This is a genomic window from Streptomyces sp. NPDC027663, assembly GCF_055566415.1.
Map to the genome: position 1 here is coordinate 38530 of NZ_JBVHSK010000002.1, position 24525 is coordinate 63054.

The following is a 24525-nucleotide window of genomic DNA, read 5'->3' on the forward strand; positions in this document are numbered from 1 at the left end:
CTACGCCTTGGCGACGGCCGGGGCCTGGTCGGCCACCCCGGCGTCCAGCTCACGGCTGATCTTGCGCTCGACGAAGAAGGCGGCGGTGGGGATGGTGCCCGCGACCAGTACCCACAGCTGCTTGCCGACCGGCCACTTCGCCTTGGAGCCCAGGTCGAAGGCGAAGACCAGGTACAGGACGTACAGCCAGCCGTGCGCGATTCCGACGACCTTGACGTAGCTGTCGGCCCCATCGAGGTGCAGCCCGTACTTGGCGACGCAGCCGAGAGTCAGCAGCACGAGCAGCACACCGGTGACGTAGGCCATGACCCGGTAGCGGGTCAGCACGCTCTTTTTCATGCAGTCGAGCGTAACCACCCGTTCCGGGAGATCTTGTCCCGGGTCAGGCCTCGTCGAAGTCGTGTGCCGAGATCCGCAGCGGGCGGAGCATCGCGAAGATCTCCTGGCACTCCTCCGCGTCGTAGACCCCGAGCCCGAAGTCCATGGCCATCAGGTCGCGGGTGGCCGCGTCGACCACCTCGCGGCCCTTGGCGGTGATGACGGCGAGGGTGCCGCGGCCGTCGTTGGGGTTGGGGCGCTTGGCCACCAGGCCGGACTTCACCAGGCGGTCCACGGTGTTCGTCACGGAGGTGGGGTGCACCATCAGCCGCTCGCCGATCTTGGACATGGGCAGCTCACCGGCCTTGGAGAAGGTGAGCAGCACCAGTGCCTCGTAGCGGGCGAACGTCAGCCCGTACGGCTTGACCACCGCGTCCACCTCGGAGAGCAGGATCTGCTGGGCGCGCATGATCGAGGTGATGGCGGCCATGGACGGCACGTTTCCCCAGCGCTGCTTCCACAGCTCGTCGGCGCGGGCGATGGGGTCGAACGGAAGGCTGAGAGGCTTCGGCACGTCATCAGACCCTACCCGCCGGTCATATGCCGGTCAGCTCCGTCTCGGCTTTCGGGCGCCGCCCCCCTCAGCCGGGTCCGGCCGGCCGCTCCCCCGGGGTCCGGGCCGTCGCACGCGCCGCGGCCGGCAGCGGACGACGCCGGCCGTGGAGCCGGGCGCCGAGCAGTACGCGGGACCCGGCCGGCCGGGAGGGAGCGGACCTCGTCGACCCGGCGGTCAGCGGCGTCCGGTGCGCCGCAGACGGTGGCGTACCGCGCGCTGGGCCACCGGTCCGAGTTCCTCCAGCGCGGCGACGAGGGCGCCCAGCTGTTCGAGGGCGTCCAGCGCCGCGTGGGCGCCCCGCTCGTCGACGCCCTCGTAGAGTTCGATGCCGACGAAGGAGGCGGCGACGGCGCGGGCGAGCCCCGCCGGGTCGGTGAACTCACCGAGGGGGGTCGTCGCGAGCACGCGGCGGAGCGCCTTCTCGATCTCGGTGATCCACAGGTCGAGGCCCGCGGCGGTGGCCGGGCCGAGGCCGGCGTGGGTCTGTGCCCCGGCCAGCAGCTGGCCGAGCAGGGCCACATGGCCGCCCTGGCGCTCGTGCTCGTGGATCTCCCGTCCGACGGCCAGCAGTTCGGACAGCGAGGAGACACGGGCGAGCCGCTCCCGGTACCGGGCCACGGCCTTCTCGGCCCCGTACCGGCACGCCGCGGCGAGCAGCTCGTCCACGGATCCGAAGTGGTAGAAGACGAGCGCCTGGTTGACCCCGGCCGCCGCGGCCACGGTGCGCGCGGACGTCTTGGCGATGCCCTGCTCGGTGAGCGTCCGCAGGGCACCCTCCAGCAGCTTCGCCTTGGTCTCCTGGGATTTCGCCGTCTCCGGGCTCATGCGCGGGCCTCCTCCCGCACCGGGCGCAGACCGGGCCGCACGCCGCAGGTGCCGATGTCCGTGTACGACGCCGTGAAGGAGCCCTCGTAGCCGAAGAGCGGCCCGAAGTACCGGTTCACCACCCGGACCCGGATGCGGAAACGGCCTGCCTGCTCGTCGTACGACTCACGGACCTCGGCGGTGGCGCCGACGAGTTCGGGGACGCGCACGTCCACCGGACCCTCCCGGAACCGGTGTGCGCCGGAGCGGATGAGCAGGGAGCCGTCGGGTTCGGCGTGGAAGTGCAGATCCGTGGCGAGGTGCTGGTGGGTGCCGAGGTAGTCGAGGATGCGGTCGCCGCGGGGGCCGAGCACCATCTGCGCGTCGAAGCGGCGGGCACGGCCGGGCAGGTCGAAGGTGCGCACAAAGCTCACCGTCTCACGGCCGAAGGTGTCGGTGTACGGCACGTTCTCGATCACGAAGGGGATGTTCCGGCCGGCCCGGGGGACCAGGATGTTCCGGGTGGTGCCCAGGGCGAGGAACGGCTTCACGAACGCCGGCCCGTGCCAGATGCGGTCCATCACGCCCCGGCCGGTGCACGCCTCGCCGCTCGCCAGGCCCACGGAGAAGCGGCGTCGCAGCGCGGGGTGGAGGCGGTGGAAGCCGGGGCCCATGACGGTCCGGAAGATCGAGGTCATCCGAGTTTCTCCAGGGTGCGCAGGAGGCGGGGCGCCCGGGCGGGGCCGACGGGGACACGAACGCAGCGGCGGGCGGCCGGGGTGACGGACAGCGGTGCCTTGAACAGGGCGAGGGAGATGCCGACCACCAGCAGCAGCGGGCACAGGTAGGCCGTGGCGTCGGTGAGGGGTCCGGACGGGCCGGGGACCCCGCCCCGTCCGAGCCCGGTCAGGCATCCGGCGAGGACGCATGCGCGAACGGCCAGTTCGGCCAGCCAGTGGCCGAGGGCCCGCTCGGGGGTGATGCCGCGCTCCAGCCAGAGCCGGAGCCGGTCGAAGGACCAGGCGGTCGCCCACCCCATCAGCGGACGGAACAGCAGGCGGTCGGCGAGGGCGCCGAGGGCGCCCCATCGGGGGCGGTAGTCGTAGCCCGTGAGGAAGCGGACGCCGTGGGCGTCGGGCACGTAGCGCCAGTAGCCGCTGCCTTCGGCGATCAGGGAGAGCGGGTGCGGGGAGGAAAAGCGCAGCGCGGAGGTGCGGGTGCCGTCGGGGCGTTCCTTCTCGCCGGCCGCGACGCCGGTGCCGGCGACCGTGAGGAACGGCAGGACCCGTGTGGCGTACCGGAAGCGCTGGGGCTCGCCCTCCACGCGCGGGAGGTAGCGGATCTCGGTGAAGCGCAGGTCCCAGCGTTGGTGCCGGGCGGGCTCCTGGGTGCGGGCCCATAGGTCGTCCAGGTCGGCGCGGATGTGCGTCTCTATGTAGAGACCCATGTGTTCCCCCACGTCAGCACGGTGTTTGAGCGACCGCTCAAACCATCTGGCGGCGAACGTACACCCTTTTGAGCGATCGCTCAAACAGGGGGTACGAGAAAACCCCGGCCCGCGCGGCCGGGGTCTTCTGGCGGTTCGGCCGGCGTCTACCGCGCCAGGTGCCGCTCCACGGTCTCCACCTTGGAGGTGAGGCCGTCGGTGACACCCGGCCGGATGTCGGCTTTGAGGACGAGCGACACGCGCGGCGCGCGCGCCTCCACGGCGGCGACGGCACGCCTGACGACGTCCATGACCTCGTCCCAGTCGCCCTCGACAGAGGTGAACATGGCGTCCGTGCGGTGGGGCAGGCCCGACTCGCGGACCACGCGCACGGCGTCGGCGACGTACTCCCCCACGTCCTCACCGACACCGAGGGGCGTCACGGAGAAGGCGACGATCATGCGTTCACGACCCCTTCCTTACGGGCGCGGGCGGCGATGACGGCGTCCTCGGCCTCACGGCGCAGCACGCGCTCGATGACGAAGCCGCCGCCGGGAATGATCGAGTACGCGAAGTACAGGGCGGCCTTGCCCGTGTTCCACCTGGTGCGGTTCCAGGCGTCCGCCCAGAAGAGCACGTAGAGGACGAACAGCACGCCGTGGATCGGACCCAGCACCGGGGCGACGTCGACGCCGGAGTCGACGGTGTACTTGATGACGGTGCAGCCGGCGAGAACGATCCAGGAGATGCCCTCCGGCACGGAGATCAGTCGGAGGCGGCGGATGGCGGAGGCTGTCTTGAGGTCCACGGGTCACCTTCGGTGGGAGTGTCGCTGAGGGCGCGGTCGCCGCTTGCTCCGCTTTGTGAACGGAAGCACAAGCGTTCCCCCATTGTGGCAAACGGCGCCCGTAGGGGTCCGGTCAGGGTGGGTCTCCACCCATGGGCCCTGTTCCGTCCACCCGCCCGGCCGCTACTTTCGCACCGTGGCGATGTTCCGACTCCAAGGGAGCAAGGTTCTCGCCGTCGACATGACCGGGGACGCCGTGAAGGCGAAGAACGGCTCGATGGTCGCGTACGACGGGCAGATGGCCTTCAAGAAGCTGAGCGGTGGCGGCGAGGGGCTGCGCGGGATGGTGACCCGGCGGCTCACCGGTGAACAGATGACGGTGATGGAGGTGAGAGGGCAGGGGACCTGCTGGTTCGCGGACCGGGCGTCCGAGATCAACCTGGTCGGCCTCCAGGGTGACACCTTGTACGTCGAGGCGGGCAACCTGCTGGCGACGGACGGCGGCCTGCGGACGGGCACGACGTTCACGGGCCTGCGCGGCGCCTCGCAGGGCAACGGGCTGTTCACCACGACCGTGGAGGGGCACGGCCAGGCGGCGATCATCTCCGACGGTCCGGCCGTCGTGCTCCGGGTCAGCCCGCAGTACCCGCTGATGGTCGACCCGGGCGCCTATGTCGCCCACCAGGGCAACGTACGGCAGTCCTTCCAGTCCGGTGTGACCTTCCGCACCCTCCTCGGGGAGGGCGGCGGCGAGGCCTTCCAGATCCGCTTCGAGGGCGACGGGCTGGTGTACGTGCAGCCGAGCGAGCGGAACACGATAGCGGGGGACCTGTGATGACCTTCCGGGAGATCAACTCCAAGATGGTCGAGGCGACCGTGCTGCCGGGGCAGCGGCTGTTCAGCCAGCGCGGGGCGATGCTCGCCTACAAGGGGGACGTGTCCTTCACGCCCAGCGTCCAGGGCGGTCAGGGCGGGCTGATGTCCATGATCGGGCGCCGGGTGGCCGGCGAGGCGACCCCGCTCATGGCCGTGGAGGGCAGCGGCACCGTCTTCTTCGGGCACGGCGGCCATCACGTGCACGTCATCACCCTCACCGGCGACACCCTGTACGTGGAGGCCGACCGCCTGCTCGCCTTCGAGGGCACGCTCCGGCAGGGCACGATGTTCATGGGCTCGCAGGGCGGCGTCATGGGCATGGTGCGCGGCCAGGTCACCGGGCAGGGCCTGTTCACGACGACCCTGCAGGGCCAGGGCGCGGTCGCCGTGATGGCGCACGGCGGGGTCTTCGAGATCCCGATCACCCCCCAGCGCCCGGTCCACGTCGACCCGCAGGCCTACGTCGCCCACCACGGCGACGTACGCAACAAGCTCTCCACCGCGCTCGGCTGGCGCGACATGGTGGGCCGCGGCTCCGGCGAGGCCTTCCAGCTGGAGCTGAGCGGCAACGGCACGGTGTACGTCCAGGCGTCGGAGGAGAAGCTGTGAGCACCTACGGAACGCCGGGCGCCGGACCGGTCGTGTACGACCCGATGACGCTCCCCGCCGACGACAACGTGAACAAGTACACCTTCTGTGTCGAGCTCAAGAGCGGGCAGTGGTTCCTGCAGAAGGGGAAGATGATCGCCTACTACGGATCGATCGATTTCAACGGCATCGGGCACGGGCGACTCGACCGACTTGTCCGTACGGCGTTCCATTCGCCACTGCACGCGAGCGACTGGGTCGTGGCGGAGGGCTCGGGGAAGATGCTGCTGGCCGACCGGGCCTTCGACGTCAACTCCTACGACCTGGACGACGGGAACTTGACCATTCGCGCGGGCAACCTGCTCGCTTTTCAGCCAAGTCTCGCGCTCAAACAATCGATCGTGCCGGGTTTTCTGACCCTCATCGGAACCGGAAAGTTCGTGGCGGCATCTAACGGGCCGGTGGTGTTCATGGAACCTCCGATCCGGGTCGACCCTCAGGCGCTCGTCGGGTGGGCCGACTGCCCGTCTCCGTGTCATCACTACGACCACGGGTACCTGACGGGCGTACTGGGCGGTCTACGTGCGATGACGGGCCTCGGCGGGGTCTCCGGCGAGGAGCACCAGTTCGAGTTCGTGGGCGCCGGGACGGTGTTGCTGCAGTCGACGGAGACCCTGATGGCCGAGGCGGCCACGGGGGCGGTTCCGCCCGGACCGGGGGTCCCTGGTGGTGGCGGAACGGCACCAGGCGGACACGGTCCGCAATCGTCGGGTGCAAGGGGCCTTCCCGGACAGCTCGGGGACCTCCAGCGTCGCTTCGGGCTGTGAGCGGTAGTCTGCAGAGTGTGACATCGAACGCGTGCGCACAGTCACACCACCCGAAGTAGTTCGGCATTCAACTTTCTTAGGTAGACTTCATTCATGGAGACCGAGACGGCCACGCGCTGGCTGACCGATGCGGAGCAGTGCGCCTGGCGCACCCACCTGGAGGTCAACAGGCTGTTGACGTACCAGCTCGAAAAAGATCTGCAGCCGTTCGGCCTGACAATGAACGACTACGAGATCCTGGTGAACCTGTCCGAGTCCGAAGACGTACGCATGCGGATGAGCGACCTCGCCTCCGCCACCCTGCAGTCCAAGAGCCGGCTCTCGCACCAGATCACGCGCATGGAGAACGCGAACCTGGTGCGCCGCGAGAACTGCGAGTCGGACCGGCGCGGCCTGTACGCCGTGCTCACCGAGCACGGCATGGACACGATGCAGAAGGTCGCGCCGCACCACGTGGCCTCCGTGCGGCGGCACTTCATCGACCTGCTGCCGCAGGAGGCCTTGATAGAGCTGGACAAGGCGCTCAAGCCGATCGCCGAGCATCTGAGAGGGCAGCGAGGACGCCCCTGAGCCGGGCTCAGCTGCCCTGGGTGCGGTAGCCGGCGGGCGGAGCGGGGTCGCTCACCGGTGTCCGCAGGAAGCGACCGCTCCCGGCCACGGCGGCGGCGGCCAGGGCCGTGGCGCCCGCCAGGGCGAAGCACATCTGCGTCGGCAGCCGGCCGATCAGCACCCCCGCCACCAGCGCTCCTGCTGAGCTTCCCGCGTTCACCGCCATGTTCACCCATGCCCCGGCCCGGGTGCGGGCGCCCTCGGGGGCCGTCTCGTCGGCCAGCAGATACGCCGTCGTCAGGGCCGGGGCGATGAACGCACCGGCGAGGGCCATCACTCCGGCGAGGGTCCACAGCCCCGGCACCAGGCCGGCCGGGACGAGCACCAGGCCGAGGCCCGCCGCGAACCGGCACAGCCGCGTACGCGTACTCGTACGCCACCGCACCGCCCCGCCCACCAGACCGCCCAGCGCGCTGCCCGCCGAGAGCGCGCCCAGGACCCAGGGGACGAGTGCGGTGTCGTACGACCGTTCCGCGGCGAAGGCCATCACCAGCAGTTCGACGCCGCTGAGGGCCAGGCCGACGCCCAGTGCCACCGCGACCGGGGGCAGCAGACCACGGACGGCGGCCGGCTTCTGCGAGCGTGCTGCCGGACGGGGGCCGGGCATGACCGGGGACATGACGAAGACACAGGTACCGGTCACGTTCAGGAAGGCGCTGAGCAGGATCCCGGAGGCCGGCGGGGCGAAGCCGACGAGGGTGCCGATCAGCGCCGGGCCGGAGACGAACAACAGTTCCTCGGCCACTCCGTCCAGGCTGTAGGCCCGCTGCAACAGGTCCCGGTCGGCGACCAGTGCGGACCACACGGCGCGCATGGTCGGTCCCAGCGGGGGCGCGCAGGCGCCCGCCAGTGCGGCGGAGCAGGCGATGAGCGGCACCGGGGCGCCGGGACGCCAGGTGAGGGCCGCCAGGACGCACAGCAGGGCGCCGTAGAGCGCCGACATGGGCAGCAGGGCCCGGCGCGCCCCGTGGCGGTCGATCAGGGAGGCCCTCAGCGGCATCAGGAAGACGGTCGTGGCGCCGAAGAGGGAGAGCACGGTGCCGGAGGCCGCGTAGGACCCGGTGGCGCGGGTGACGGAGAGCAGGACCGCCAGGGCGACCGTGCCGTAGGACAGCCGGGCGGTCAGGGCGGCGGTGAAGGTGCGGCGCGCATGAGGAACGCGCAGGACGGCGGCGTACGAGGGCCGCGAAAGGTGCGTGGACACGCGGAAGTTCCTCTGATCGAGGCGGAAGAGGGGACACCGGGGGGCGCGGTGGCCGGTTGCCGGCACCGCTGATCCGGTGTGCTCTACGCCAAGGAGAGGAACATGTCGATCAAGCTAGCAGAGCGGCCCCTGGTCGGCCAGGGTCAGCCCTGGGTGACGCCCGCGACCAGTTCGTCCGCCGCCCGGTACGGGTCGAGTTCCCCCGCGACGATCTTCTCCGCGAGCGCACTGAGGCGGCGGTCGCCGTGCAGGTCGCCGATACGTTCCCGCAGCGCGGTGACGGCGATGGTCTCCACCTCGCGGGCGGCGCGGGTCCTGCGGCGCTCGGCGAGGACGCCGCGCTCCTCCATCCAGGCCCGGTGCTTCTCCAGGGCCTCCACGACCTCGTCGACGCCCTCGGCGCGGGCCGCGACCGTCTTCACGATCGGCGGGCGCCAGTCGCCGGGGCCGCGGGCCTCGCCCAGGCCCAGCATGTGGTTCAGCTCGCGGGCCGTGGCGTCGGCGCCGTCGCGGTCCGCCTTGTTGACGACGTAGACGTCGCCGATCTCCAGGATTCCGGCCTTCGCCGCCTGGATGCCGTCGCCCATGCCCGGCGCCAGCAGGACGACCGAGGTGTCGGCCTGCGAGGCGATCTCGACCTCCGACTGGCCGACGCCGACCGTCTCGACCAGGATCACCTCGCAGCCGGCCGCGTCCAGCACCCGGATGGCCTGCGGGGCCGCCCAGGCCAGGCCGCCGAGGTGGCCGCGGGTGGCCATCGAGCGGATGTAGACGCCGGGGTCGGAGGCGTGGTCCGACATGCGGACCCGGTCGCCGAGCAGGGCGCCGCCGGAGAACGGGGACGAGGGGTCGACGGCCAGGACGCCGACCCGCTTGCCCTGTTTGCGGTACGCCGTGACGAGCGCGGAGGTGGAGGTCGACTTGCCGACGCCGGGCGAGCCGGTCAGGCCCACCACGTAGGCGTTGCCGGTCAGCGGGGCCAGCGCCGCCATGATCTCCCTCAGCTGCGGGGACGCCCCCTCCACGAGGGAGATCAGCCGGGCCACGGCCCGCGGCCGGCCTTCCCTGGCCTGGGCCACCAGAGAGGAGACGTCCTGCATCACAGCTCCGTTCACCTAGACGAACTCAGCGGAACCCGGTGGGATCCGGAAGGAACCTCGGAAGGTACCGCTCAGGCCTTCGGTACCCGCACGATCAGCGCGTCACCCTGACCGCCGCCACCGCACAGCGCCGCCGCGCCGACGCCGCCGCCCCGGCGCTTGAGCTCCAGCGCCAGGTGCAGCACGATCCGGGCACCGGACATGCCGATCGGGTGGCCCAGCGCGATGGCGCCGCCGTTGACGTTCACCTTTTCCGTGGACACGCCGAGGTCCTTCATTGACTGCACGGCGACCGCGCCGAAGGCCTCGTTGATCTCGATGAGGTCGAGGTCGGAGACCTCCCGGCCCTCCTTCTTCAGGGCGTCCAGGATGGCGTTGGACGGCTGGGAGTGCAGGGAGCTGTCCGGGCCGGCCACATTGCCGTGCGCGCCGATCTCGGCGAGCCACTCCAGGCCCAGTTCCTCGGCCTTGGCCTTGCTCATCACGACCACGGCCGCCGCCCCGTCCGAGATCTGCGAGGAGGTGCCGGCCGTGATCGTGCCGTCCTTGCCGAACGCCGGGCGCAGCTTGGCCAGGGACTCCACGGTGGTGTCGCCGCGGATGCCCTCGTCCTTGCTGAACAGCACCGGGTCACCCTTGCGCTGCGGGATCTCCACCGGGGTGATCTCGGCCTCGAACAGGCCGTTCTTCTGCGCGGCGGCGGCCCGCTGCTGGGACAGGGCGGCGACCTCGTCCTGCTCGGCGCGGCCGATGCCGAGGCGCGTGTTGTGCTTCTCGGTGGACTCGCCCATCGGGATGTTGTCCCACGGGTCGGTCAGGCCGTCGTGGGCCATCGTGTCGAGCATCTGGACGGCGCCGTACTTGAAGCCCTCGCGGGACTTCGGCAGCGCGTGCGGGGCGTTGGTCATGGACTCCTGGCCGCCCGCGACGATGATGTCGAACTCACCCGCGCGGATCAGCTGGTCCGCGAGCGCGATCGCGTCGAGGCCGGACAGACACACCTTGTTGACGGTGAGCGCCGGGACGTTCATCGGGATGCCGGCCTTGACCGCGGCCTGGCGGGCCGGGATCTGGCCGGCGCCGGCCGTCAGCACCTGGCCCATGATCACGTACTGCACCTGGTCGCCGCCGATCCCCGCACGGTCGAGGGCGGCCTTGATCGCGAAGCCGCCGAGATCGGCCCCGGAGAAGGACTTGAGCGAGCCCAGCAGCCGTCCCATGGGCGTACGGGCGCCCGCGACGATCACAGAGCTGGTCGTTCCAGAAGACATGAGCTGCGATCCCCTTACCGGCCTGCACCAGGCCGAGGAGTGAACGAGGGTTTACTTCGAATGTACTGACGGCACTCCGTGCCGTCATCGGGCCGTAGGTGTGATCGCGCGCACGTTGCGTAACCACCTCCGGAGCGCTGCACTGAGTCCATGCTGACGCGAATCGACCACATCGGGATCGCCTGTCACGACCTCGACGCGACTGTCGAGTTCTACCGGGCCACGTACGGCTTCGAGGTGTTCCACACCGAGGTCAACGAGGAACAGGGCGTGCGCGAGGCCATGCTCAAGATCAACGAGACCTCGGACGGCGGCGCCTCCTACCTCCAGCTGCTGGAGCCCACCCGCGAGGACTCCACCGTCGCCAAGTGGCTCGCGAAGAACGGGGAGGGCGTCCACCACATCGCCTTCGGCACGGCGGACGTGGACGCGGACGCCGCGGACATCCGGGACAAGGGTGTCCGCGTGCTGTACGAGGAGCCACGGCGCGGCTCCATGGGGTCGCGGATCACCTTCCTGCACCCCAAGGATTGCCATGGTGTCCTCACAGAACTGGTCACTTCGGCCCCTGTTGAGTCGGCCGAGCACTGACCCCCGTACATAAGGGCCGGTAGGGTTGGGGGCGGTCGTCCCTCTTTGCGGGGCGGCCGCATGCCGGGGTCCGGGTTTCGGGGGACGAGCGTCGGGGCAGCAGCCCGTGCTCCGCCGTTGATCTGACACCATTCCCCGGGGGCCCCGTTCGGCGGATGGACGGAGCTCGTTGGAGAAGCTGACCAGGGGACGGATGGGACCGCGCAGTGCGGGGCTACGAGAGCCAGGAGCGAGAGCCGGCGGCTGACGTCGACCACCTCTCTCGGTTCGAGGCCGAGATGAAGCGGCTGAAGACCGAGCGGGAAAAGGCGATCCAGCACGCCGAGGACCTCGGCTACCAGGTCGAGGTGCTGCGCGCCAAGCTGCACGAGGCGCGCCGTACCCTCATGACCCGGCCCGCCTACGACGCGGGTGACATCGGCTACCAGGCCGAACAATTGCTCCGCAATGCCCAGATGCAGGCCGAGCAGCTGCGCCAGGACGCCGAGCGGGAGCTGAGCCAGGCCCGCGCGCAGACCCAGCGCATCCTGCAGGAGCACGCCGAGCAGGCCGCCCGGCTCCAGGCCGAGCTGCACCAGGAGGCGGTCACCCGGCGCCAGCAGCTGGACCAGGAGCTGGCCGAGCGCAGGGCCACCGTCGAGTCGCACGTCAACGAGAACGTGGCCTGGGCCGAGCAGCTGCGCGCCCGTACGGAGCAGCAGGCGCGCCGGCTGCTGGACGAGTCCCGCGCGGAGGCCGAGCAGGCCATGGCCGCCGCCCGCACGGAGGCCGAGCGGCTGACCCGGGAGGCCCGGGAGCGGCTGCAGAGCGACGCCGAGTCCGCCCGCGCGGAGGCCGAGCAGCTCCTGCGCCGCGCCCGCACCGACGCCGAACGGCTGCTGAACGCCGCCTCGACGCAGGCCCAGGAGGCCACCGAACACGCCGAGCAGCTGCGCACGGCCACCGTCACCGAGTCGGACAGCGCCCGCCGGCAGGCCGCCGAGCTGAGCCGGGCCGCCGAGGAGCGGATGGCCGCGGCCGAGGAGGCACTGCGCAAGGCGCAGGCCGAGGCCGACAAGGTGCAGACGGAGGCCAAGGAGGCCGCCGCCAAGGCCCTCGCGAGCGCCGAGGCCGCGGGCGAGGCGCGCACGCGCACCGCCAAGGAGCAGGTCGCCCGGCTGGTCGAGGAGGCCACCAAGGAGGCCGAGAACACCAAGTCCGAGGCCGAGCAGCTGGTCGCCGATGCGCGCGCCGAGGCCGAGAAGATCGTCGCCGAGGCCGCCGGGAAGGCCCGCTCGATCACCGCCGAGGAGACGGCCACCCAGCTGTCCAAGGCGGCCAGGACCGCCGAGGACGTGCTCAACAAGGCGTCCGAGGACGCCCAGAGGACCACCAAGGCCGCCGCCGAGGAGGCCGAGCGGATCCGCAAGGAGGCCGAGGCCGAGGCGGACCGGCTGCGCTCCGAGGCGCACGACATCGCCGAGCAGCTCAAGGGCGCGGCGAAGGACGACACCAAGGAGTACCGCGCCAAGACGGTCGAGCTGCAGGAGGAGGCCCGCCGGCTGCGCGGCGAGGCCGAGCAGCTGCGTGCCGACGCGGTCGCCGAGGGCGAGTCGATCCGTGCGGAGGCCCGCCGCGAGGCGGTGGCGCAGATCGAGGAGGCGGCCAAGTCCGCCGAGGAGCTGCTGGCCAAGGCCAAGGCGGACGCCGACGAGCTGCGGCAGAAGGCGACCACCGACAGCGAGAAGGTCCGCACCGAGGCCATCGAGCGTGCCACCGGCCTGCGCCGGCAGGCCGAGGAGACCCTGGAGCGCGCCCGCAAGGAGGCCGAGCGGCTGCGCGCGGAGGCCGACGAGCAGGCCGAGGCGGCCCGGGCGGACGCCGAGAAGGCCGCGCGGGAGCTGCGCGAGGAGACCGAGAAGGCCGTCGAGGCCCGCCGCGCCGAGGCGGCCGGGGAACTGACGCGGCTGCAGACGGAGGCGCAGGAGCGGCTGGCGTCGGCCGAGCAGGCGCTGACCGACGCCCGCGAGGAGGCCGAGCGGATCCGCCGGGAGGCCGGCGAGGAGACCGAGCGGCTGCGCAGCGAGTCCGCCGAGCGGATCCGTACGCTCCGGCAGCAGGCCGAGGCCGAGGCCGAACGGCTGCGGAACGAGGCCGCGGCCGACGCGTCCGCCTCCCGCGCCGAGGGCGAGGCCATCGCCGTACGGCTGCGCTCCGAGGCCGCCGCCGAGGCCGAGCGGCTGAAGGCGGAGGCGCAGGACACCGCCGACCGGGTGCGTGCGGAGGCGCAGGCCGCCGCCGAGCGGCTCGGCACCGAGGCGTCCGAGACGCTGGCCGCCGCGCAGGAGGAGGCCGCCCGGCGCCGCCGCGAGGCCGAGGAACTCCTCGGTGCCGCCCGCGAGGAGGCCGACCAGGAGCGGCAGCGGGCCCGCGAGCAGAGCGAGGAGCTGCTGGCCTCCGCGCGCAAGCGCGTGGAGGAGGCGCAGACCGAGGCGACCCGGCTGGTCGAGGAGGCCGACCGGCGGGCCACCGAGATGGTCTCCGCCGCCGAGCAGCACGCGCAGCAGGTGCGGGACTCCGTGTCCGGGCTGCACGAGCAGGCGCAGGAGGAGATCGCCGGGCTGCGCTCGGCCGCCGAACACTCCGCGGACCGCACCAGGCGGGAGGCCGAGGAGGAGGCGGACCGGGTCCGCGCCGACGCCTACGCCGAGCGGGAGCGGGCGAGCGAGGACGCCTCCCGGGTCCGGCGCGAGGCGAACGAGGAGTCGGAGGCCGCCAAGGCGCTGGCCGAGCGCACGATGGCGGAGGCGATCGCCGAGGCCGAGCGGCTGCGCACGGACGCCGGGGAGTACGCCCAGCGGGTGCGCACGGAGGCGTCGGACGCGCTCGCCGAGGCCGACCAGGCCGCGGCCCGTACCCGCGCCGACGCCCGCGAGGACGCCAACCGCATCCGCTCGGACGCGGCGACCCAGGCGGACACCCTCATCACCGAGGCCCGCAGCGAGGCCGAACGGCTGCAGAACGAGACGGTCGCCGAGGCCGACCGGGTGCGCACCGAGGCGCTCACGGAGGCGGAGCGGCTCCAGACGGAGACGGCCGCCGAGGCCGAGCGGGTCCGCATCGAGGCCCTCGCCGAGGCGGACCGGGTCCGCGCGGAGGCCGTCGCCACCGCCGAGCAGCTCGTCGGGGAGGCGACCGGCGACGCCGAGCGGCTGCGCGCCGAGGCCGCCGAGACGGTCGGCTCCGCCCAGCAGCATGCGGAGCGGCTGCGTGCCGACGCCGAACGGCTCAAGACGGACGCGGAGGCGGAGGCCGAACGGCTCGTCAACTCCGCGCGCGAGGAGTCGGAACGGACCCTGGACGAGGCTCGCAAGGACGCCAACAAGCGGCGCTCCGAGGCGGCCGAGCAGGTCGACAAGCTCATCACGGAAACCACGGCCGAAGCCGACAAGTTGCTCACCGAGGCGCAGGCGCAGGCGCTGAAGGCCACCGCGGACGCCGAGTCGCAGGCGGACACGATGGTCGGCGCGGCCCGCAGCGAGGCCGAGCGGATCGTGTCCGAGGCGACCATCGAGGGCAACTCGCTGGTGGAGAAGGCCCGGACGGACGCGGACGAGCTGCTGGTCGGTGCCCGCCGGGACGCCACCGCCATAAGGGAACGCGCCGAGGAACTGCGCGACCGCATCACCACCGAGATCGAGGAGCTGCACGAGCGGGCCCGCCGCGAGGCCGCCGAGACCATGAAGTCCGCCGGCGACCGCTGCGACGCGCTCATCAAGGCCGCCGAGGAGCAGCTGGGCAAGGCCGAGGCGAAGGCCAAGGAGCTGGTCTCGGAGGCCAGCTCCGAGGCGGGCAAGGTACGCATCGCCGCGGTGAAGAAGGCGGAGGGGCTGCTCAAGGAGGCCGAGCAGAAGAAGGCCAGCCTGGTCAAGGAGGCCGAGGAGCTGAAGGCGGAGGCGATCCGCGAGGCCCGGCGCACGGTCGAGGAGGGCAAGCGGGAGCTGGAGGTCCTGGTGCGCAGGCGCGAGGACATCAACGCCGAGATCTCACGTGTCCAGGACGTCCTGGAGGCGTTGGAGTCCTTCGAGGCGCCCTCGTCGGGCAAGGACAACGGAGTCAAGGCGGGCGCCACGGTGGGCGCCCCCCGATCGGGTGGCAAATCGTCGGAGAGCTAGCGGACGGGATGCGTTCCGGTGTCTTCTGGGGGCTTTGCCCTACTCCTTGGCAAGCCGTCCTACGGTCAGCCACTCAAAAGAGGTGCCATTCTCCAGATCAAAAGCGTATCCGCTCGATGACACACCGCTTCGGCCCCTAGGATTCCCTTATCACCTCACCGGTCTCATGACAGGAACCCCATGAGCGACACTTCCCCCTACGGCTTCGAGCTTGTGCGGCGTGGGTACGACCGCGCTCAGGTGGACGAACGTATCTCCAAGCTCGTCTCCGACCGTGACAGCGCTCTCTCCCGCATCACCGCCCTGGAGAAGCGCATCGAGGAGCTGCACCTCGAAACGCAGAACGCCCAGGCTCAGATCACGGACGCCGAGCCGTCGTACGCGGGTCTCGGCGCACGCGTCGAGAAGATCCTGCGGCTGGCCGAGGAAGAGGCCAAGGAACTGCGTGAGGAGGCCCGGCGCGCGGCCGAGCAGCACCGCGACCTCGCCGAGTCGGCGGCCCAGCAGGTCCGCAACGACGCCGAGACGTACGCGGCCGAGCGCAAGGCCAAGGCCGAGGACGAGGGCGTCCGGATCGTCGAGAAGGCCAAGGCCGACGCCTCCCAGCTGCGCGCCGAGGCGCAGAAGGACGCGCAGTCCAAGCGCGAGGAGGCGGACGCCCTCTTCGAGGAGACCCGCGCCAAGGCCGCACAGGCCGCCGCCGACTTCGAGACGAACCTGGCCAAGCGCCGCGAGCAGTCCGAGCGCGACCTGGCCTCGCGTCAGCAGAAGGCCGAGAAGCGCCTCGCCGAGATCGAGCACCGGGCCGAGCAGCTGCGCCTGGAGGCGGAGAAGCTGCGCACCGACGCCGAGCGTCGCGCCCGCCAGACGGTGGAGACCGCCCAGCGCCAGGCCGAGGACATCGTGGCCGACGCCAACGCCAAGGCCGACCGGATCCGTTCGGAATCCGAGCGCGAGCTGGCGGCGCTCACCAACCGCCGCGACAGCATCAACGCCCAGCTGACGAACGTCCGCGAGATGCTCGCGACGCTGACCGGCGCCGCGGTGGCCGCGGCCGGCACGTCGACCGAGGACGAGCCGGTCTCCCGGGGCGTCCCGGCGCAGCAGTCCCGCTAGTCGTACGACACGGTGACCCTTCGAAGGGGGCGGTGGGGCCGGGTCCCGCCGCCCTTTTCGTGTGCCCGCGTCGCCCGGGCGGAGCATACGCTGACTGAAGGGCACGGAACCGGGTGGACCTGATCCGGGTCCGGCGCGTGGAAGGGATCGGTCCGCGGACCGGAGCCGGACGGCGCAAAGGCCTTCGGACGGCGGAAGGGATTCGGATGGCAGTCACCGGCCGGTCCCTCGAAGCCGCCGTCCTCGGTCTGCTCGACCGGAGGCGTCCGGGCGCGTCCGTGTGCCCTTCGGACGTCGCCCGCGCTGTGCACGGGTCCGCCGACGAGGGATGGCGCGAGCTGATGGAACCCGTCCGCCGCGCCGCGGCCCGGCTCGCCGCCCGGGGGCAGGTCGAGATCACCCAGCACGGCACTCCGGTCGACCCCGCCCGCGCCCGCGGCCCCATCCGGATCCGCCGTCCGAGCTGACCCGTGACACGGCCCGCTCGGCCCGGCCCCGCGCACCGGGCCGTGCGGACCGAGGAAGCGGGAGCACATCCGCGGCCGCTCGCGTGGCAGGCGCCCGCTCGACTCGAGTGGCAGGCGCCCGGAGCCCGTCTTAGCGTGACCGCATGATCGAGCTGGAGGGGCTGACCAAGCGGTACGGCGAGAAGGTCGCGGTGGACCGCCTCACGTTCGCCGTGCGGCCCGGGATCGTGACGGGCTTTCTCGGGCCCAACGGCGCCGGGAAATCCACGACCATGCGGATGATCCTCGGGCTCGACCATCCCACCGCCGGCGACGTCCGTATCGACGGCAGGCACTACCAGCAGCTGAAGGACCCGCTGACGTACATCGGCGCCCTGCTGGACGCCAAGGCCGTGCACGGCGGCCGCAGCGCCTGGAACCACCTCCTCTGCCTCGCGCAGAGCAACGGCATCCCGGGGAGGCGGGTGGCAGAGGTGCTGGACGTAGTCGGGCTCACCGCCGTGGCGCGGAAGAAGGCCAAGGGGTTCTCGTACGGCATGGGCCAGCGGCTCGGGATCGCCGCCGCGCTGCTCGGGGACCCGCGGATCCTGATGTTCGACGAGCCGGTCAACGGGCTCGACCCCGAGGGCATCCACTGGATCCGGAACCTGATGAAATCGCTGGCCGCGCAGGGGCGGACGGTGTTCGTGTCGAGCCACCTGATGAGCGAGATGGCGCTGACCGCCGAGCACCTGGTCGTGATCGGGCAGGGCCGGCTGCTCGCGGACACCTCCATGGCCGACTTCATCCGGACGAACTCGCGGTCGTACGTCCGGGTCCGCACCCCGCAGCGCGAGCGGCTGCTCGACGTGCTGCACGAGGCCGGGATCACCGTCGTGGAGGCGGGCGGGGAGGCGCTGGAGGTGGAGGGCGGCAAGGCCGAGCGGATCGGTGAGCTGGCCGCTCAGTACGGGCTCGTGCTGCACGAGCTGAGCCCGCAGCAGGCGTCGCTGGAGGAGGCGTTCATGCAGCTGACGGCCGAGGCGGTGGAGTACCACGCGCACGCCGGTCCGGGTCCCGCCCCGCAGGACTGGGGTACCGGCTGGAAGGGGGCCTGAGCCATGGCGGCCGTACACGTCATCCGGTCCGAGTGGACCAAGATCCGGTCGGTGGCGTCCACGGTGTGGACGCTGTCCCTGGCCGTGGTGGTCACCGTCGCCCTGGGGATGCTCATCTCCGCACTGTCGAACAGCCAGTTCGGGGACATGCCCGTGCGGGAGCAGGTGTCCTTCGATCCCACGCTCGTCAGTTTCGCGGGCATGGGACTCGGCCAGCTCGCCATGATCGTGTTCGGCGTGCTGGTCGTCTCGAACGAATACAGCACCGGCATGATCCGGGTCTCGCTGGCCGCCGTCCCGCAGCGCGGCACCTTGCTGTTCGGCAAGATCGCGGTGGCCGCCGCGCTGGCACTGGCCGTCGGCATGGTGACGAGCTTCGCCGCGTTCTTCCTCGGCCAGGCGATGCTCGGCTCCCACCGGGCCTCGATCGGCGACCCGGGCGTCCTGCGCGCGGTGTTCGGCGGCGGGCTCTACATGACGCTGATCGCGGTGTTTTCCATGGGCGTCGCCACAATGCTGCGCTCGGCGATGCTGTCCCTCGGCATCCTGATGCCCTTCTTCTTCCTGATCTCCAACATCCTCGGCAACGTCGACGCCACCGAGAAGGCCGGCCGCTACCTGCCCGACCAGGCCGGCAGCCGGATCATGGAGGTGGTGCCGCGGCTCGGCGACGACACGCCCTACGGCCCCTGGGGCGGCCTCGGGATCATGGCGCTGTGGGTGATGGCCGCGCTGGCGGGCGGGTACGTGCTGCTCAAGCGCCGGGACGCCCAGTAGGACCGGAATCACACAGCGTATTGCTCTGGCTTTACTTTCTCTTGAGCGGAACCGTCAGCGCCCGGATATCCTCCTAACCCTTACGGGGGCGTGTGCCCCGCTGTCCTGAACCTTTCGATGGGTGCGGAGCATGATCGAGGCTGTCGGCCTGACCAAGCGCTACGGCGACAAGACCGCCGTGTACAACCTTTCCTTCCAGGTGCGGCCCGGAGCCGTCACCGGCTTCCTCGGGCCCAACGGCTCGGGCAAGTCCACGACCATGCGGATGATCCTGGGCCTGGACAACCCCACGTCCGGGTCGGTCTCCATCGGCGGCTACCCGTACCGCAAGCTGCCCAACGCCCCCCGGCAGGTCGGCGCGCTGCTCGACGCCAAGGCCGTGCACGGCGGCCGGTCCGCCCGCAACCATCTGCTGAGCCTGGCCCAGCTGTCGGGCATCCCGGCCCGGCGCGTGGACGAGGTGCTCGGCGTGGTCGGTCTGCAGGACGTGGCCAGAAAGCGCTCCAAGGGCTTCTCGCTCGGCATGGGCCAGCGGCTCGGCATCGCCGCCGCACTGCTCGGCGACCCGCAGGTGCTGCTCTTCGACGAGCCGGTCAACGGCCTCGACCCCGAGGGCATCCTCTGGGTCCGCAACCTCATGAAGGCGCTCGCCGCCGAGGGCCGGACGGTCTTCGTCTCCTCGCACCTGATGAGCGAGATGGCGCTGACCGCCGACCACCTCATCGTCATCGGGCGCGGCCAGCTGCTCGCCGACATGAGCATCAAGGACTTCATCTCGGCCAACTCCGCCGACTTCGCACGCGTGCGCACCCCCGACACCGAGCCGCAGCTGCGCGAGAAGCTGTCCTCCGCGCTCGCCGAGGCGGGCGGCCACGTGCTGCGCGAACAGGACGGCGCGCTGCGCATCACCGGGCTGGCGCTGCCCCGGATCAGCGACCTGGCGCACGAGGCGGGCGTCCGGCTGTGGGAGCTGTCCCCGCACCAGGCCTCGCTGGAGGAGGCGTACATGCGGATGACGCAGGGCGCCGTGGACTACCGGTCGACCGTCGACCAGAAGGCGGGGCTCCAGCAGCCCCTGCCGCCCGGCGCCCAGCCGCCCGTGCCGGTGCCCGGCCAGGGCCAGCCCGGCTGGTACGCACCGCCGCCGCCCCAGCAGGGCGGGCAGCCTTTCGCGATGCCGACGCCCGCCGCGGGAGCGTACGGCGGCGCCCCGGCGGGCGGTTACGGCGCTCCGGCGCCGGGCGCCGCCAACCCGTACGCCCAGCAGGGCGCACCGGTCCAGCAGGCCGCGCAGGCCCCGCAGCCCCAGCCTCAGCAGCCCGCGCAGGCCCCGACGGCCGGCTCGGCCCCGCAGGACCAGCCGCCGGCCCTCGTCAAGGACGCTCCGGCAGCAGCCGCGGCCCCCGCAGCCGCGTCGGCAACCGCAGCGCCGGCCACCCCCGCCGCCCCGGCCGCCCCCGCGGCCGCGCCGGCTCCGGCCGCTCAGCCCGCGCCGCAGCAGGCGCCCGCCGCCGCTTCCCCGGCCCCCGCCCCCGCCTCCTCCGCCGACCCGACCCAGACCCAGTCCAAGGACGTCGCCCGATGAGCACCCACCAGCCCCCGATGCCGCAGGCCCCGGCAGCCTCCCCATCCGACTGGCAGGCGGCGCCCGGCGGCCCGTACCCCGGCTACACCTCGCCCATCCCGGTCGTGCGCACCCACCTCGGGCACGCGCTGGCCTCCGAGTGGACGAAGATCAAGTCGGTGCGCTCCACGATGTGGACGCTCGGCGTGTTCGTGCTGCTCGTCGTCGGCATCGGCCTGCTCTCCGGCGCGCTGGTCGAGTCCAACTCCGACTCCGAGAGCCTGTCCGGCGAGAACCCGCTGTCCTTCGGCTTCTTCGGTCTGCTCCTCGGCAGCATCTGCATCATCACGCTCGGGGTGCTGACCACGGCCTCCGAGTACGGCACGGGCATGATCCGCACGACGATGACCGCGTGCCCCAGCCGGGCGCGGGTGCTCGCCGCCAAGTCGATCGTGTTCTTCGCCGTCGCCTTCGTCTTCACCCTGGCCACCTCGGGTTTCGTGGCCATGGTCCATGCGTCGATGCTGGAGGGCACCGGCGCCCGGACGCCCTCCGGAAGCGAGTGGTTCAAGGCCACCGTCGGCATCAGCCTGTACATGGCGCTGCTCGGACTGCTCTCGCTGCTCATCGGCTCGGTCATCCGGCACTCCGCGGGCGCCATCACCATCATGATCGGCGTGCTGCTCGCACCGCTGGTGCTCGCGCTGTTCATGTTCACCGAGTCGCTGAGCACGGTGCGTGAGGCGCTGCTGCAGTACTCCATCCCCAACCAGATGAGCGTCTTCTACGCCAACTCCCTCAGCGAGTCCGGGCCGTCCGGCTGGGACCCCCTGTGGATCATGCTTGGTGTGACGGCTGCGGTGTTCGCGGGCGCTTACGCGCTGCTGCAGAGCCGGGACGTGTAGCGCTCCGGCTGCACTCATTCCCGCGCCGGCAGCGCACCAGCCCCCGGACAGATGCTCTGTCCAGGCCGGTTGGCGAAGCACTGCTGCACCAGCGGGACGCTCAGAATCTGGGCGCGTTACGGGACCGCTGCACCCGCGTGGTGCGGCGGTCCTTCGCGTTCCAGCACGCCTTGTGCCAGTGCCGGCGGTCGTCGACACCCGCGTGCTCCGGCCAGGCCACCACGTGCGGGACGCCGGAGGCGATCAGCTGGTCGCAGCCCGGGCAGCGGTACGTCTTGCCCTCGGCGCTCGCCCCGGCGACATGACGCACGCTCCAGTGCTCGCCCTGCCAGCTCTCCGTGGACTGCCACCCGCCGTACCGGCCGGCGCGGTCGTCCTCGGCGCTCCGGCCCGTCGATCCGGCTGCCTTCGGTCGGTTGCGACGCGGGGACACGGGACACCTCTCGGAGCTATACAGGAAGCACGGGCTGCATCCAGCCTACGCGCCGCCGAGCCGGGTACGCGTACGGAACCAACCCGTACAAGTCCCCCTCCGCGACCACCCATTCTGCAGACAATCCGCAAATCTCTCCGCGAGGCCGTGTCCTGGGCACGTGTCAGACGGTTATGCCGGGTGGGGGAGCTCCCGGGTCGGAGCCAAGGAAGCAGGAAAAGCGATGTACGTAGGTAGTTTTGTGCTGGCCGCCCAGTTCCCGGGCCAGGGCCACGGGGAGGCCCTGCACCGGGCCGTCCGCTCGGCCGAGGTCGCCGAGCAGGCCGGGCTGGACGCGGTATGGCTGGCCGAGCACCACTTCGTGCCCTACGGCACATGCCCGTCCGCCGCCACGCTGGCCGCCCTGCTGCTCGGCCGCACCGAGCGCATCCGGATCGGCACCGCGGTCAGCGTACTGCCCACCGCGCACCCGGTCGCCCTCGGCGAACAGGCCGCGCTGCTGCACCTGACGAGCGGCGGACGGTTCACGCTGGGCGTCGGGCGCGGCGGCCCCTGGGTGGACCTGGAGGTGTTCGGCGGAGGCCTGGAGGCGTACGAACACGGGTTCCCGGAGTCGCTCGATCTGCTGCTGCGCTGGCTGCGCGAACCGTCCGTCGCGGCTTCCGGAGAGCGGTACTCCTTCCGCGAGGTGCCCGTCGTACCCCGCCCGTCGGAGGCCCTGACGGACGCGGCCGGCCCCGAGGTCGTCCTCGCCTGCACCTCACCGTCGAGCGTGCGGCTGGCCGCCGAGCGCGGTCTGCCGATGCTGCTCGGCATGCACGTCGGGGACGAGGAGAAGGCAGAGATGGTCGCCCTGTGGCGGCGCTGCGCCCGCGCGGCGGGGCGGACGGCCGAGGAGATCGCGGGCGCCGCCCATGTCTCGGCCGGGGTGTGCCAGCTCGCCGACCGGCGCACCGACGCGGTGGAGACGCTGCTGAAGGCGATGCCGGGCTGGCTGAAGCAGGGGCTCGACGCCCATGTGACGGTGGACGGACGGGCCCGCTCGATGCGCGACCCGCACGCCTACACGGAACTGCTCTGCGGGCTGCACCCGGTGGGCACCCCGCGGCTCGCCGCCGACCGGCTCGCGGCCACCGCGGAGCGCACCGGCATCTCCCGGTTCGCTCTCCTGGTGGAGGGCTCGGGAGACCTCGCGGCCACGGAGGAGAACCTCCGGCGCCTGGGCGCCGAGGTGCTGCCCCAGCTGCGCTGACCCGCGCCGACCGGGCAAGCCGCATGAGGCTTGCCGCCCCGGTGCTGGATGCACCTCCCGCAGGTGGAGCGGCAAGCAGGCGGCTCACCGCCTCGGTCCGGCCGGAGCCTCGCCTCAGCAGTCCCGAAGCTCCGGCGACTGGTTCAGCAACTGATTGCGCACCGACGTGAAGCGGGCCAACGTCTCGTCCGCCGAGGCGTCCGGCGGGAACACCGCCACACGGTGGCAGTTCTGGAATGCCAGCCGCACACCGAAGTGCCGCTGCAGCGCGCCGCGTATCGCGTCACTCGCGAGCGCACGCAGCAGCTGACCGCGTGCCTGCTCGTCCGGCGGGGGCGTCTGGTTGTCGGCGAACGGACCGCCGTCGACCTTCAGCTGGGCCACCAGGGAGCTGATCATCTCCCATGCGTAAGGCAGGGAGGTCCGGACGCAGTCGACGAATGCTGCTTCGTCGACCTCGCCTCGCTCGGCCTGTTCGAGTAGGGCCGGTGAGACGTCGAGCGACATGGGTTCTCCTCTCGCACCCCCGGCGAGCAGGGGTTGCCGGACAGGTAAGGGAGTTCGCGATTTCGAACACGCTGAGTACATGAGCCGCAACCTCCCGTTCTCTACGGTAGGCAACGGTCGGTGACCACACCAGCAGATTGCGCATATGGAACGGTCTGCTCATGCTCACTATCGGCCAAGGATGAACAAGAGTTTCCAGGGATAATTGGGGCGATTCACGGGGAGCGGGATGGGCGGATCGCGTGCACCGGCGCGCGTCGAGTAGCGTTGCCGACCATGCGTCTCGTCATTGCCCGCTGCTCGGTCGACTACGCCGGCCGGCTCACCGCCCACCTGCCCTCGGCGCCCCGACTGATCCTGGTCAAGGCGGACGGCAGCGTCTCCATCCACGCCGACGACCGGGCCTACAAGCCGCTCAACTGGATGTCGCCGCCCTGCACGCTGAAGGAGGGCACGGGTGGGGACGAGGGTGTGTGGACCGTCGTCAACAAGTCGGGCGAGAAACTGATCATCACGATGGAGGAGATCCTCCACGACTCCTCGCACGAACTCGGCGTGGATCCGGGTCTGATCAAGGACGGCGTGGAAGCGCACCTCCAGGAACTGCTCGCCGACCGCATCGAGACGCTGGGCGAGGGCTACACGCTCATCCGCCGCGAGTACATGACCGCGATCGGCCCGGTGGACATCCTGTGCCGGGACGCCGACGGCCAGACGGTCGCGGTGGAGATCAAGCGCCGGGGCGAGATCGACGGCGTGGAACAACTCACGCGCTACCTGGAGCTGTTGAACCGCGACCCGCACCTGGCTCCGGTCCGCGGCATCTTCGCCGCCCAGGAGATCAAGCCCCAGGCCCGCGTCCTCGCCACCGACCGCGGCATCAACTGCCGGCTCCTCGACTACGACGCCCTACGGGGCATCGAGGACGACAAGCTCAAGCTCTTCTAGCGCCTCCGTCGCACTCCGGGCGCCCCGCCCGTCCCACCGCACGCCCCCACGCACCGATCCGGGACAAGGCCCCATCCAGGGGTGACAACACGGACGCAAGGGGTATGAAGCTCGGATCATCGCGGTGGACAACAGGGCACTACTGCCGACTCGGGGCAGGGGCGCCATGAGTGCGTTTCATGGACGAGGACGCCTCTCGTGAGATGACGGACGGCCTGGACGGGGAGGGGTTGGTCCTGAAACTCCCGGACGGTGCGCGCCGAGTGTCCGATCCGGTCACCGTCCGAC

At 71.5% G+C, this 24525-nt stretch carries 26 protein-coding genes; 14 read left to right on the forward strand and 12 right to left on the reverse strand.

The features are described from left to right. From ACZ4SF_RS05020 to ACZ4SF_RS05050, 7 genes are all read right to left on the reverse strand, one after another. On the reverse strand, nucleotides 1-339 hold the full coding sequence (locus ACZ4SF_RS05020) for a DUF3817 domain-containing protein (protein ID WP_468378419.1): 339 nt from the start codon (nucleotides 337-339) through the stop codon (nucleotides 1-3). A 43-nt stretch (nucleotides 340-382) separates the two neighbouring features. Further along, the gene (locus tag ACZ4SF_RS05025) at nucleotides 383-892 is read right to left on the reverse strand and encodes a MarR family winged helix-turn-helix transcriptional regulator (protein ID WP_468378421.1); all 510 of its coding nucleotides are present in this window, start codon (nucleotides 890-892) and stop codon (nucleotides 383-385) included. A 216-nt stretch (nucleotides 893-1108) separates the two neighbouring features. Further along, a complete protein-coding gene (locus tag ACZ4SF_RS05030) occupies nucleotides 1109-1759 on the reverse strand; it encodes a TetR/AcrR family transcriptional regulator (protein WP_468378424.1) in 651 nt (216 codons plus the stop codon). Next, nucleotides 1756-2436 carry a DUF4166 domain-containing protein gene (locus ACZ4SF_RS05035; protein ID WP_468378426.1) on the reverse strand — a complete coding sequence of 227 codons (681 nt, stop codon included), beginning with the start codon at nucleotides 2434-2436 and terminating at the stop codon, nucleotides 1756-1758. The genes ACZ4SF_RS05030 and ACZ4SF_RS05035 overlap by 4 nt, the downstream gene beginning before the upstream one ends. Then, the gene (locus ACZ4SF_RS05040; protein ID WP_468378428.1) at nucleotides 2433-3185 is read right to left on the reverse strand and encodes a hypothetical protein; all 753 of its coding nucleotides are present in this window, start codon (nucleotides 3183-3185) and stop codon (nucleotides 2433-2435) included. Before ACZ4SF_RS05040 ends, ACZ4SF_RS05035 begins: the two co-directional genes overlap by 4 nt. Before the next feature lie 146 nt (nucleotides 3186-3331). Further along, nucleotides 3332-3625, reverse strand: coding sequence for an MTH1187 family thiamine-binding protein (locus ACZ4SF_RS05045; protein ID WP_468378430.1), 294 nt, complete (start codon nucleotides 3623-3625; stop codon nucleotides 3332-3334). Continuing rightward, entirely contained in the window at nucleotides 3622-3972 is a 351-nt protein-coding gene (locus ACZ4SF_RS05050) for a DUF3817 domain-containing protein (protein WP_468378433.1), read from the reverse strand. The genes ACZ4SF_RS05045 and ACZ4SF_RS05050 overlap by 4 nt, the downstream gene beginning before the upstream one ends. 181 nt (nucleotides 3973-4153) lie before the next feature. Here ACZ4SF_RS05050 and ACZ4SF_RS05055 point away from each other — a divergent pair, with 181 nt between their 5' ends. The 4 genes from ACZ4SF_RS05055 to ACZ4SF_RS05070 all read left to right on the forward strand — a co-directional run bounded on the left by ACZ4SF_RS05055 (nucleotide 4154) and on the right by ACZ4SF_RS05070 (nucleotide 6812). Then, the gene (locus ACZ4SF_RS05055; protein ID WP_468380349.1) at nucleotides 4154-4786 is read left to right on the forward strand and encodes an AIM24 family protein; all 633 of its coding nucleotides are present in this window, start codon (nucleotides 4154-4156) and stop codon (nucleotides 4784-4786) included. Continuing rightward, nucleotides 4786-5436: an AIM24 family protein gene (locus ACZ4SF_RS05060; protein WP_468378435.1), complete on the forward strand. Its 651-nt coding sequence runs from the start codon at nucleotides 4786-4788 to the stop codon at nucleotides 5434-5436. The genes ACZ4SF_RS05055 and ACZ4SF_RS05060 overlap by 1 nt, the downstream gene beginning before the upstream one ends. Next, on the forward strand, nucleotides 5433-6242 hold the full coding sequence (locus ACZ4SF_RS05065) for an AIM24 family protein (RefSeq protein WP_468378437.1): 810 nt from the start codon (nucleotides 5433-5435) through the stop codon (nucleotides 6240-6242). The genes ACZ4SF_RS05060 and ACZ4SF_RS05065 overlap by 4 nt, the downstream gene beginning before the upstream one ends. Nucleotides 6243-6335: 93 nt before the next feature. Continuing rightward, complete coding sequence (locus ACZ4SF_RS05070) at nucleotides 6336-6812, forward strand: MarR family winged helix-turn-helix transcriptional regulator (protein ID WP_201841314.1); 477 nt, start codon at nucleotides 6336-6338, stop codon at nucleotides 6810-6812. A gap of 7 nt (nucleotides 6813-6819) precedes the next feature. Here the strand turns inward: ACZ4SF_RS05070 and ACZ4SF_RS05075 are convergent, their stop codons facing one another. From ACZ4SF_RS05075 to ACZ4SF_RS05085, 3 genes are all read right to left on the reverse strand, one after another. Further along, a complete protein-coding gene (locus tag ACZ4SF_RS05075; RefSeq protein WP_468378440.1) occupies nucleotides 6820-8055 on the reverse strand; it encodes an MFS transporter in 1236 nt (411 codons plus the stop codon). 143 nt (nucleotides 8056-8198) lie between these two features. Beyond that, nucleotides 8199-9155: a methylmalonyl Co-A mutase-associated GTPase MeaB gene (gene meaB / locus ACZ4SF_RS05080; protein ID WP_468378442.1), complete on the reverse strand. Its 957-nt coding sequence runs from the start codon at nucleotides 9153-9155 to the stop codon at nucleotides 8199-8201. 71 nt (nucleotides 9156-9226) lie between these two features. Next, entirely contained in the window at nucleotides 9227-10426 is a 1200-nt protein-coding gene (locus tag ACZ4SF_RS05085) for an acetyl-CoA C-acetyltransferase (protein ID WP_468378445.1), read from the reverse strand. A 150-nt stretch (nucleotides 10427-10576) separates the two neighbouring features. Between ACZ4SF_RS05085 and mce the strand changes: the two genes are divergently transcribed. The 8 genes from mce (at nucleotide 10577) to ACZ4SF_RS05125 (ending at nucleotide 21097) form a co-directional block, all read left to right on the forward strand. Then, nucleotides 10577-11017: a methylmalonyl-CoA epimerase gene (mce, locus tag ACZ4SF_RS05090; RefSeq protein WP_356195143.1), complete on the forward strand. Its 441-nt coding sequence runs from the start codon at nucleotides 10577-10579 to the stop codon at nucleotides 11015-11017. 206 nt (nucleotides 11018-11223) lie between these two features. Next, nucleotides 11224-15171: a polarized growth protein Scy gene (gene scy / locus ACZ4SF_RS05095; RefSeq protein ID WP_468378448.1), complete on the forward strand. Its 3948-nt coding sequence runs from the start codon at nucleotides 11224-11226 to the stop codon at nucleotides 15169-15171. Between the two features lie 180 nt (nucleotides 15172-15351). After that, complete coding sequence (locus tag ACZ4SF_RS05100) at nucleotides 15352-16287, forward strand: cellulose-binding protein (protein ID WP_468378450.1); 936 nt, start codon at nucleotides 15352-15354, stop codon at nucleotides 16285-16287. Nucleotides 16288-16493: 206 nt separating this feature from the next. Further along, a complete protein-coding gene (locus tag ACZ4SF_RS05105; RefSeq protein WP_468378453.1) occupies nucleotides 16494-16754 on the forward strand; it encodes a DUF3253 domain-containing protein in 261 nt (86 codons plus the stop codon). 143 nt (nucleotides 16755-16897) lie between these two features. Beyond that, complete coding sequence (locus ACZ4SF_RS05110) at nucleotides 16898-17851, forward strand: ABC transporter ATP-binding protein (RefSeq protein ID WP_468378454.1); 954 nt, start codon at nucleotides 16898-16900, stop codon at nucleotides 17849-17851. Nucleotides 17852-17854: 3 nt separating this feature from the next. Continuing rightward, nucleotides 17855-18628 carry an ABC transporter permease gene (locus ACZ4SF_RS05115; protein WP_468378456.1) on the forward strand — a complete coding sequence of 258 codons (774 nt, stop codon included), beginning with the start codon at nucleotides 17855-17857 and terminating at the stop codon, nucleotides 18626-18628. Nucleotides 18629-18758: 130 nt separating this feature from the next. Next, nucleotides 18759-20213 (forward strand): ABC transporter ATP-binding protein, encoded by a 1455-nt coding sequence (locus tag ACZ4SF_RS05120; protein ID WP_468378459.1) that lies wholly within the window; start codon nucleotides 18759-18761, stop codon nucleotides 20211-20213. Next, on the forward strand, nucleotides 20210-21097 hold the full coding sequence (locus ACZ4SF_RS05125; RefSeq protein WP_468378462.1) for an ABC transporter permease: 888 nt from the start codon (nucleotides 20210-20212) through the stop codon (nucleotides 21095-21097). Before ACZ4SF_RS05120 ends, ACZ4SF_RS05125 begins: the two co-directional genes overlap by 4 nt. 100 nt (nucleotides 21098-21197) lie before the next feature. Here ACZ4SF_RS05125 and ACZ4SF_RS05130 read toward each other — a convergent pair whose 3' ends face one another. Beyond that, nucleotides 21198-21530, reverse strand: a complete 333-nt coding sequence (locus ACZ4SF_RS05130) for an ATP/GTP-binding protein (RefSeq protein WP_468378464.1) — start codon at nucleotides 21528-21530, stop codon at nucleotides 21198-21200. A 223-nt stretch (nucleotides 21531-21753) separates the two neighbouring features. On the opposite strand from ACZ4SF_RS05130, the gene ACZ4SF_RS05135 reads away from it, so the two are divergent. Then, entirely contained in the window at nucleotides 21754-22782 is a 1029-nt protein-coding gene (locus tag ACZ4SF_RS05135; protein WP_468378466.1) for an LLM class flavin-dependent oxidoreductase, read from the forward strand. Nucleotides 22783-22896: 114 nt separating this feature from the next. Here ACZ4SF_RS05135 and ACZ4SF_RS05140 read toward each other — a convergent pair whose 3' ends face one another. Then, nucleotides 22897-23289, reverse strand: a complete 393-nt coding sequence (locus ACZ4SF_RS05140; RefSeq protein WP_067129325.1) for an SCO5389 family protein — start codon at nucleotides 23287-23289, stop codon at nucleotides 22897-22899. Between the two features lie 276 nt (nucleotides 23290-23565). Between ACZ4SF_RS05140 and nucS the strand changes: the two genes are divergently transcribed. Beyond that, nucleotides 23566-24237 carry an endonuclease NucS gene (gene nucS, locus ACZ4SF_RS05145; RefSeq protein WP_468378469.1) on the forward strand — a complete coding sequence of 224 codons (672 nt, stop codon included), beginning with the start codon at nucleotides 23566-23568 and terminating at the stop codon, nucleotides 24235-24237. Nucleotides 24238-24525 lie beyond the last annotated feature (288 nt).

Excerpts from the sequence above, each read along its gene's own strand:
- ACZ4SF_RS05020 (WP_468378419.1), bottom strand. The coding sequence starts at position 339 with ATGAAAAAGAGCGTGCTGACCCGCTACCGGGTCATGGCCTACGTCACC.
- ACZ4SF_RS05030 (WP_468378424.1), bottom strand. The coding sequence starts at position 1,759 with ATGAGCCCGGAGACGGCGAAATCCCAGGAGACCAAGGCGAAGCTGCTG.
- ACZ4SF_RS05035 (WP_468378426.1), bottom strand. The coding sequence starts at position 2,436 with ATGACCTCGATCTTCCGGACCGTCATGGGCCCCGGCTTCCACCGCCTC.
- ACZ4SF_RS05040 (WP_468378428.1), bottom strand. The coding sequence starts at position 3,185 with ATGGGTCTCTACATAGAGACGCACATCCGCGCCGACCTGGACGACCTA.
- ACZ4SF_RS05045 (WP_468378430.1), bottom strand. The coding sequence starts at position 3,625 with ATGATCGTCGCCTTCTCCGTGACGCCCCTCGGTGTCGGTGAGGACGTG.
- ACZ4SF_RS05055 (WP_468380349.1), top strand. The coding sequence starts at position 4,154 with ATGTTCCGACTCCAAGGGAGCAAGGTTCTCGCCGTCGACATGACCGGG.
- ACZ4SF_RS05060 (WP_468378435.1), top strand. The coding sequence starts at position 4,786 with ATGACCTTCCGGGAGATCAACTCCAAGATGGTCGAGGCGACCGTGCTG.
- ACZ4SF_RS05070 (WP_201841314.1), top strand. The coding sequence starts at position 6,336 with ATGGAGACCGAGACGGCCACGCGCTGGCTGACCGATGCGGAGCAGTGC.
- meaB (WP_468378442.1), bottom strand. The coding sequence starts at position 9,155 with ATGCAGGACGTCTCCTCTCTGGTGGCCCAGGCCAGGGAAGGCCGGCCG.
- ACZ4SF_RS05085 (WP_468378445.1), bottom strand. The coding sequence starts at position 10,426 with ATGTCTTCTGGAACGACCAGCTCTGTGATCGTCGCGGGCGCCCGTACG.
- mce (WP_356195143.1), top strand. The coding sequence starts at position 10,577 with ATGCTGACGCGAATCGACCACATCGGGATCGCCTGTCACGACCTCGAC.
- ACZ4SF_RS05100 (WP_468378450.1), top strand. The coding sequence starts at position 15,352 with ATGAGCGACACTTCCCCCTACGGCTTCGAGCTTGTGCGGCGTGGGTAC.
- ACZ4SF_RS05105 (WP_468378453.1), top strand. The coding sequence starts at position 16,494 with ATGGCAGTCACCGGCCGGTCCCTCGAAGCCGCCGTCCTCGGTCTGCTC.
- ACZ4SF_RS05110 (WP_468378454.1), top strand. The coding sequence starts at position 16,898 with ATGATCGAGCTGGAGGGGCTGACCAAGCGGTACGGCGAGAAGGTCGCG.
- ACZ4SF_RS05115 (WP_468378456.1), top strand. The coding sequence starts at position 17,855 with ATGGCGGCCGTACACGTCATCCGGTCCGAGTGGACCAAGATCCGGTCG.
- ACZ4SF_RS05120 (WP_468378459.1), top strand. The coding sequence starts at position 18,759 with ATGATCGAGGCTGTCGGCCTGACCAAGCGCTACGGCGACAAGACCGCC.
- ACZ4SF_RS05125 (WP_468378462.1), top strand. The coding sequence starts at position 20,210 with ATGAGCACCCACCAGCCCCCGATGCCGCAGGCCCCGGCAGCCTCCCCA.
- ACZ4SF_RS05135 (WP_468378466.1), top strand. The coding sequence starts at position 21,754 with ATGTACGTAGGTAGTTTTGTGCTGGCCGCCCAGTTCCCGGGCCAGGGC.
- ACZ4SF_RS05140 (WP_067129325.1), bottom strand. The coding sequence starts at position 23,289 with ATGTCGCTCGACGTCTCACCGGCCCTACTCGAACAGGCCGAGCGAGGC.
- nucS (WP_468378469.1), top strand. The coding sequence starts at position 23,566 with ATGCGTCTCGTCATTGCCCGCTGCTCGGTCGACTACGCCGGCCGGCTC.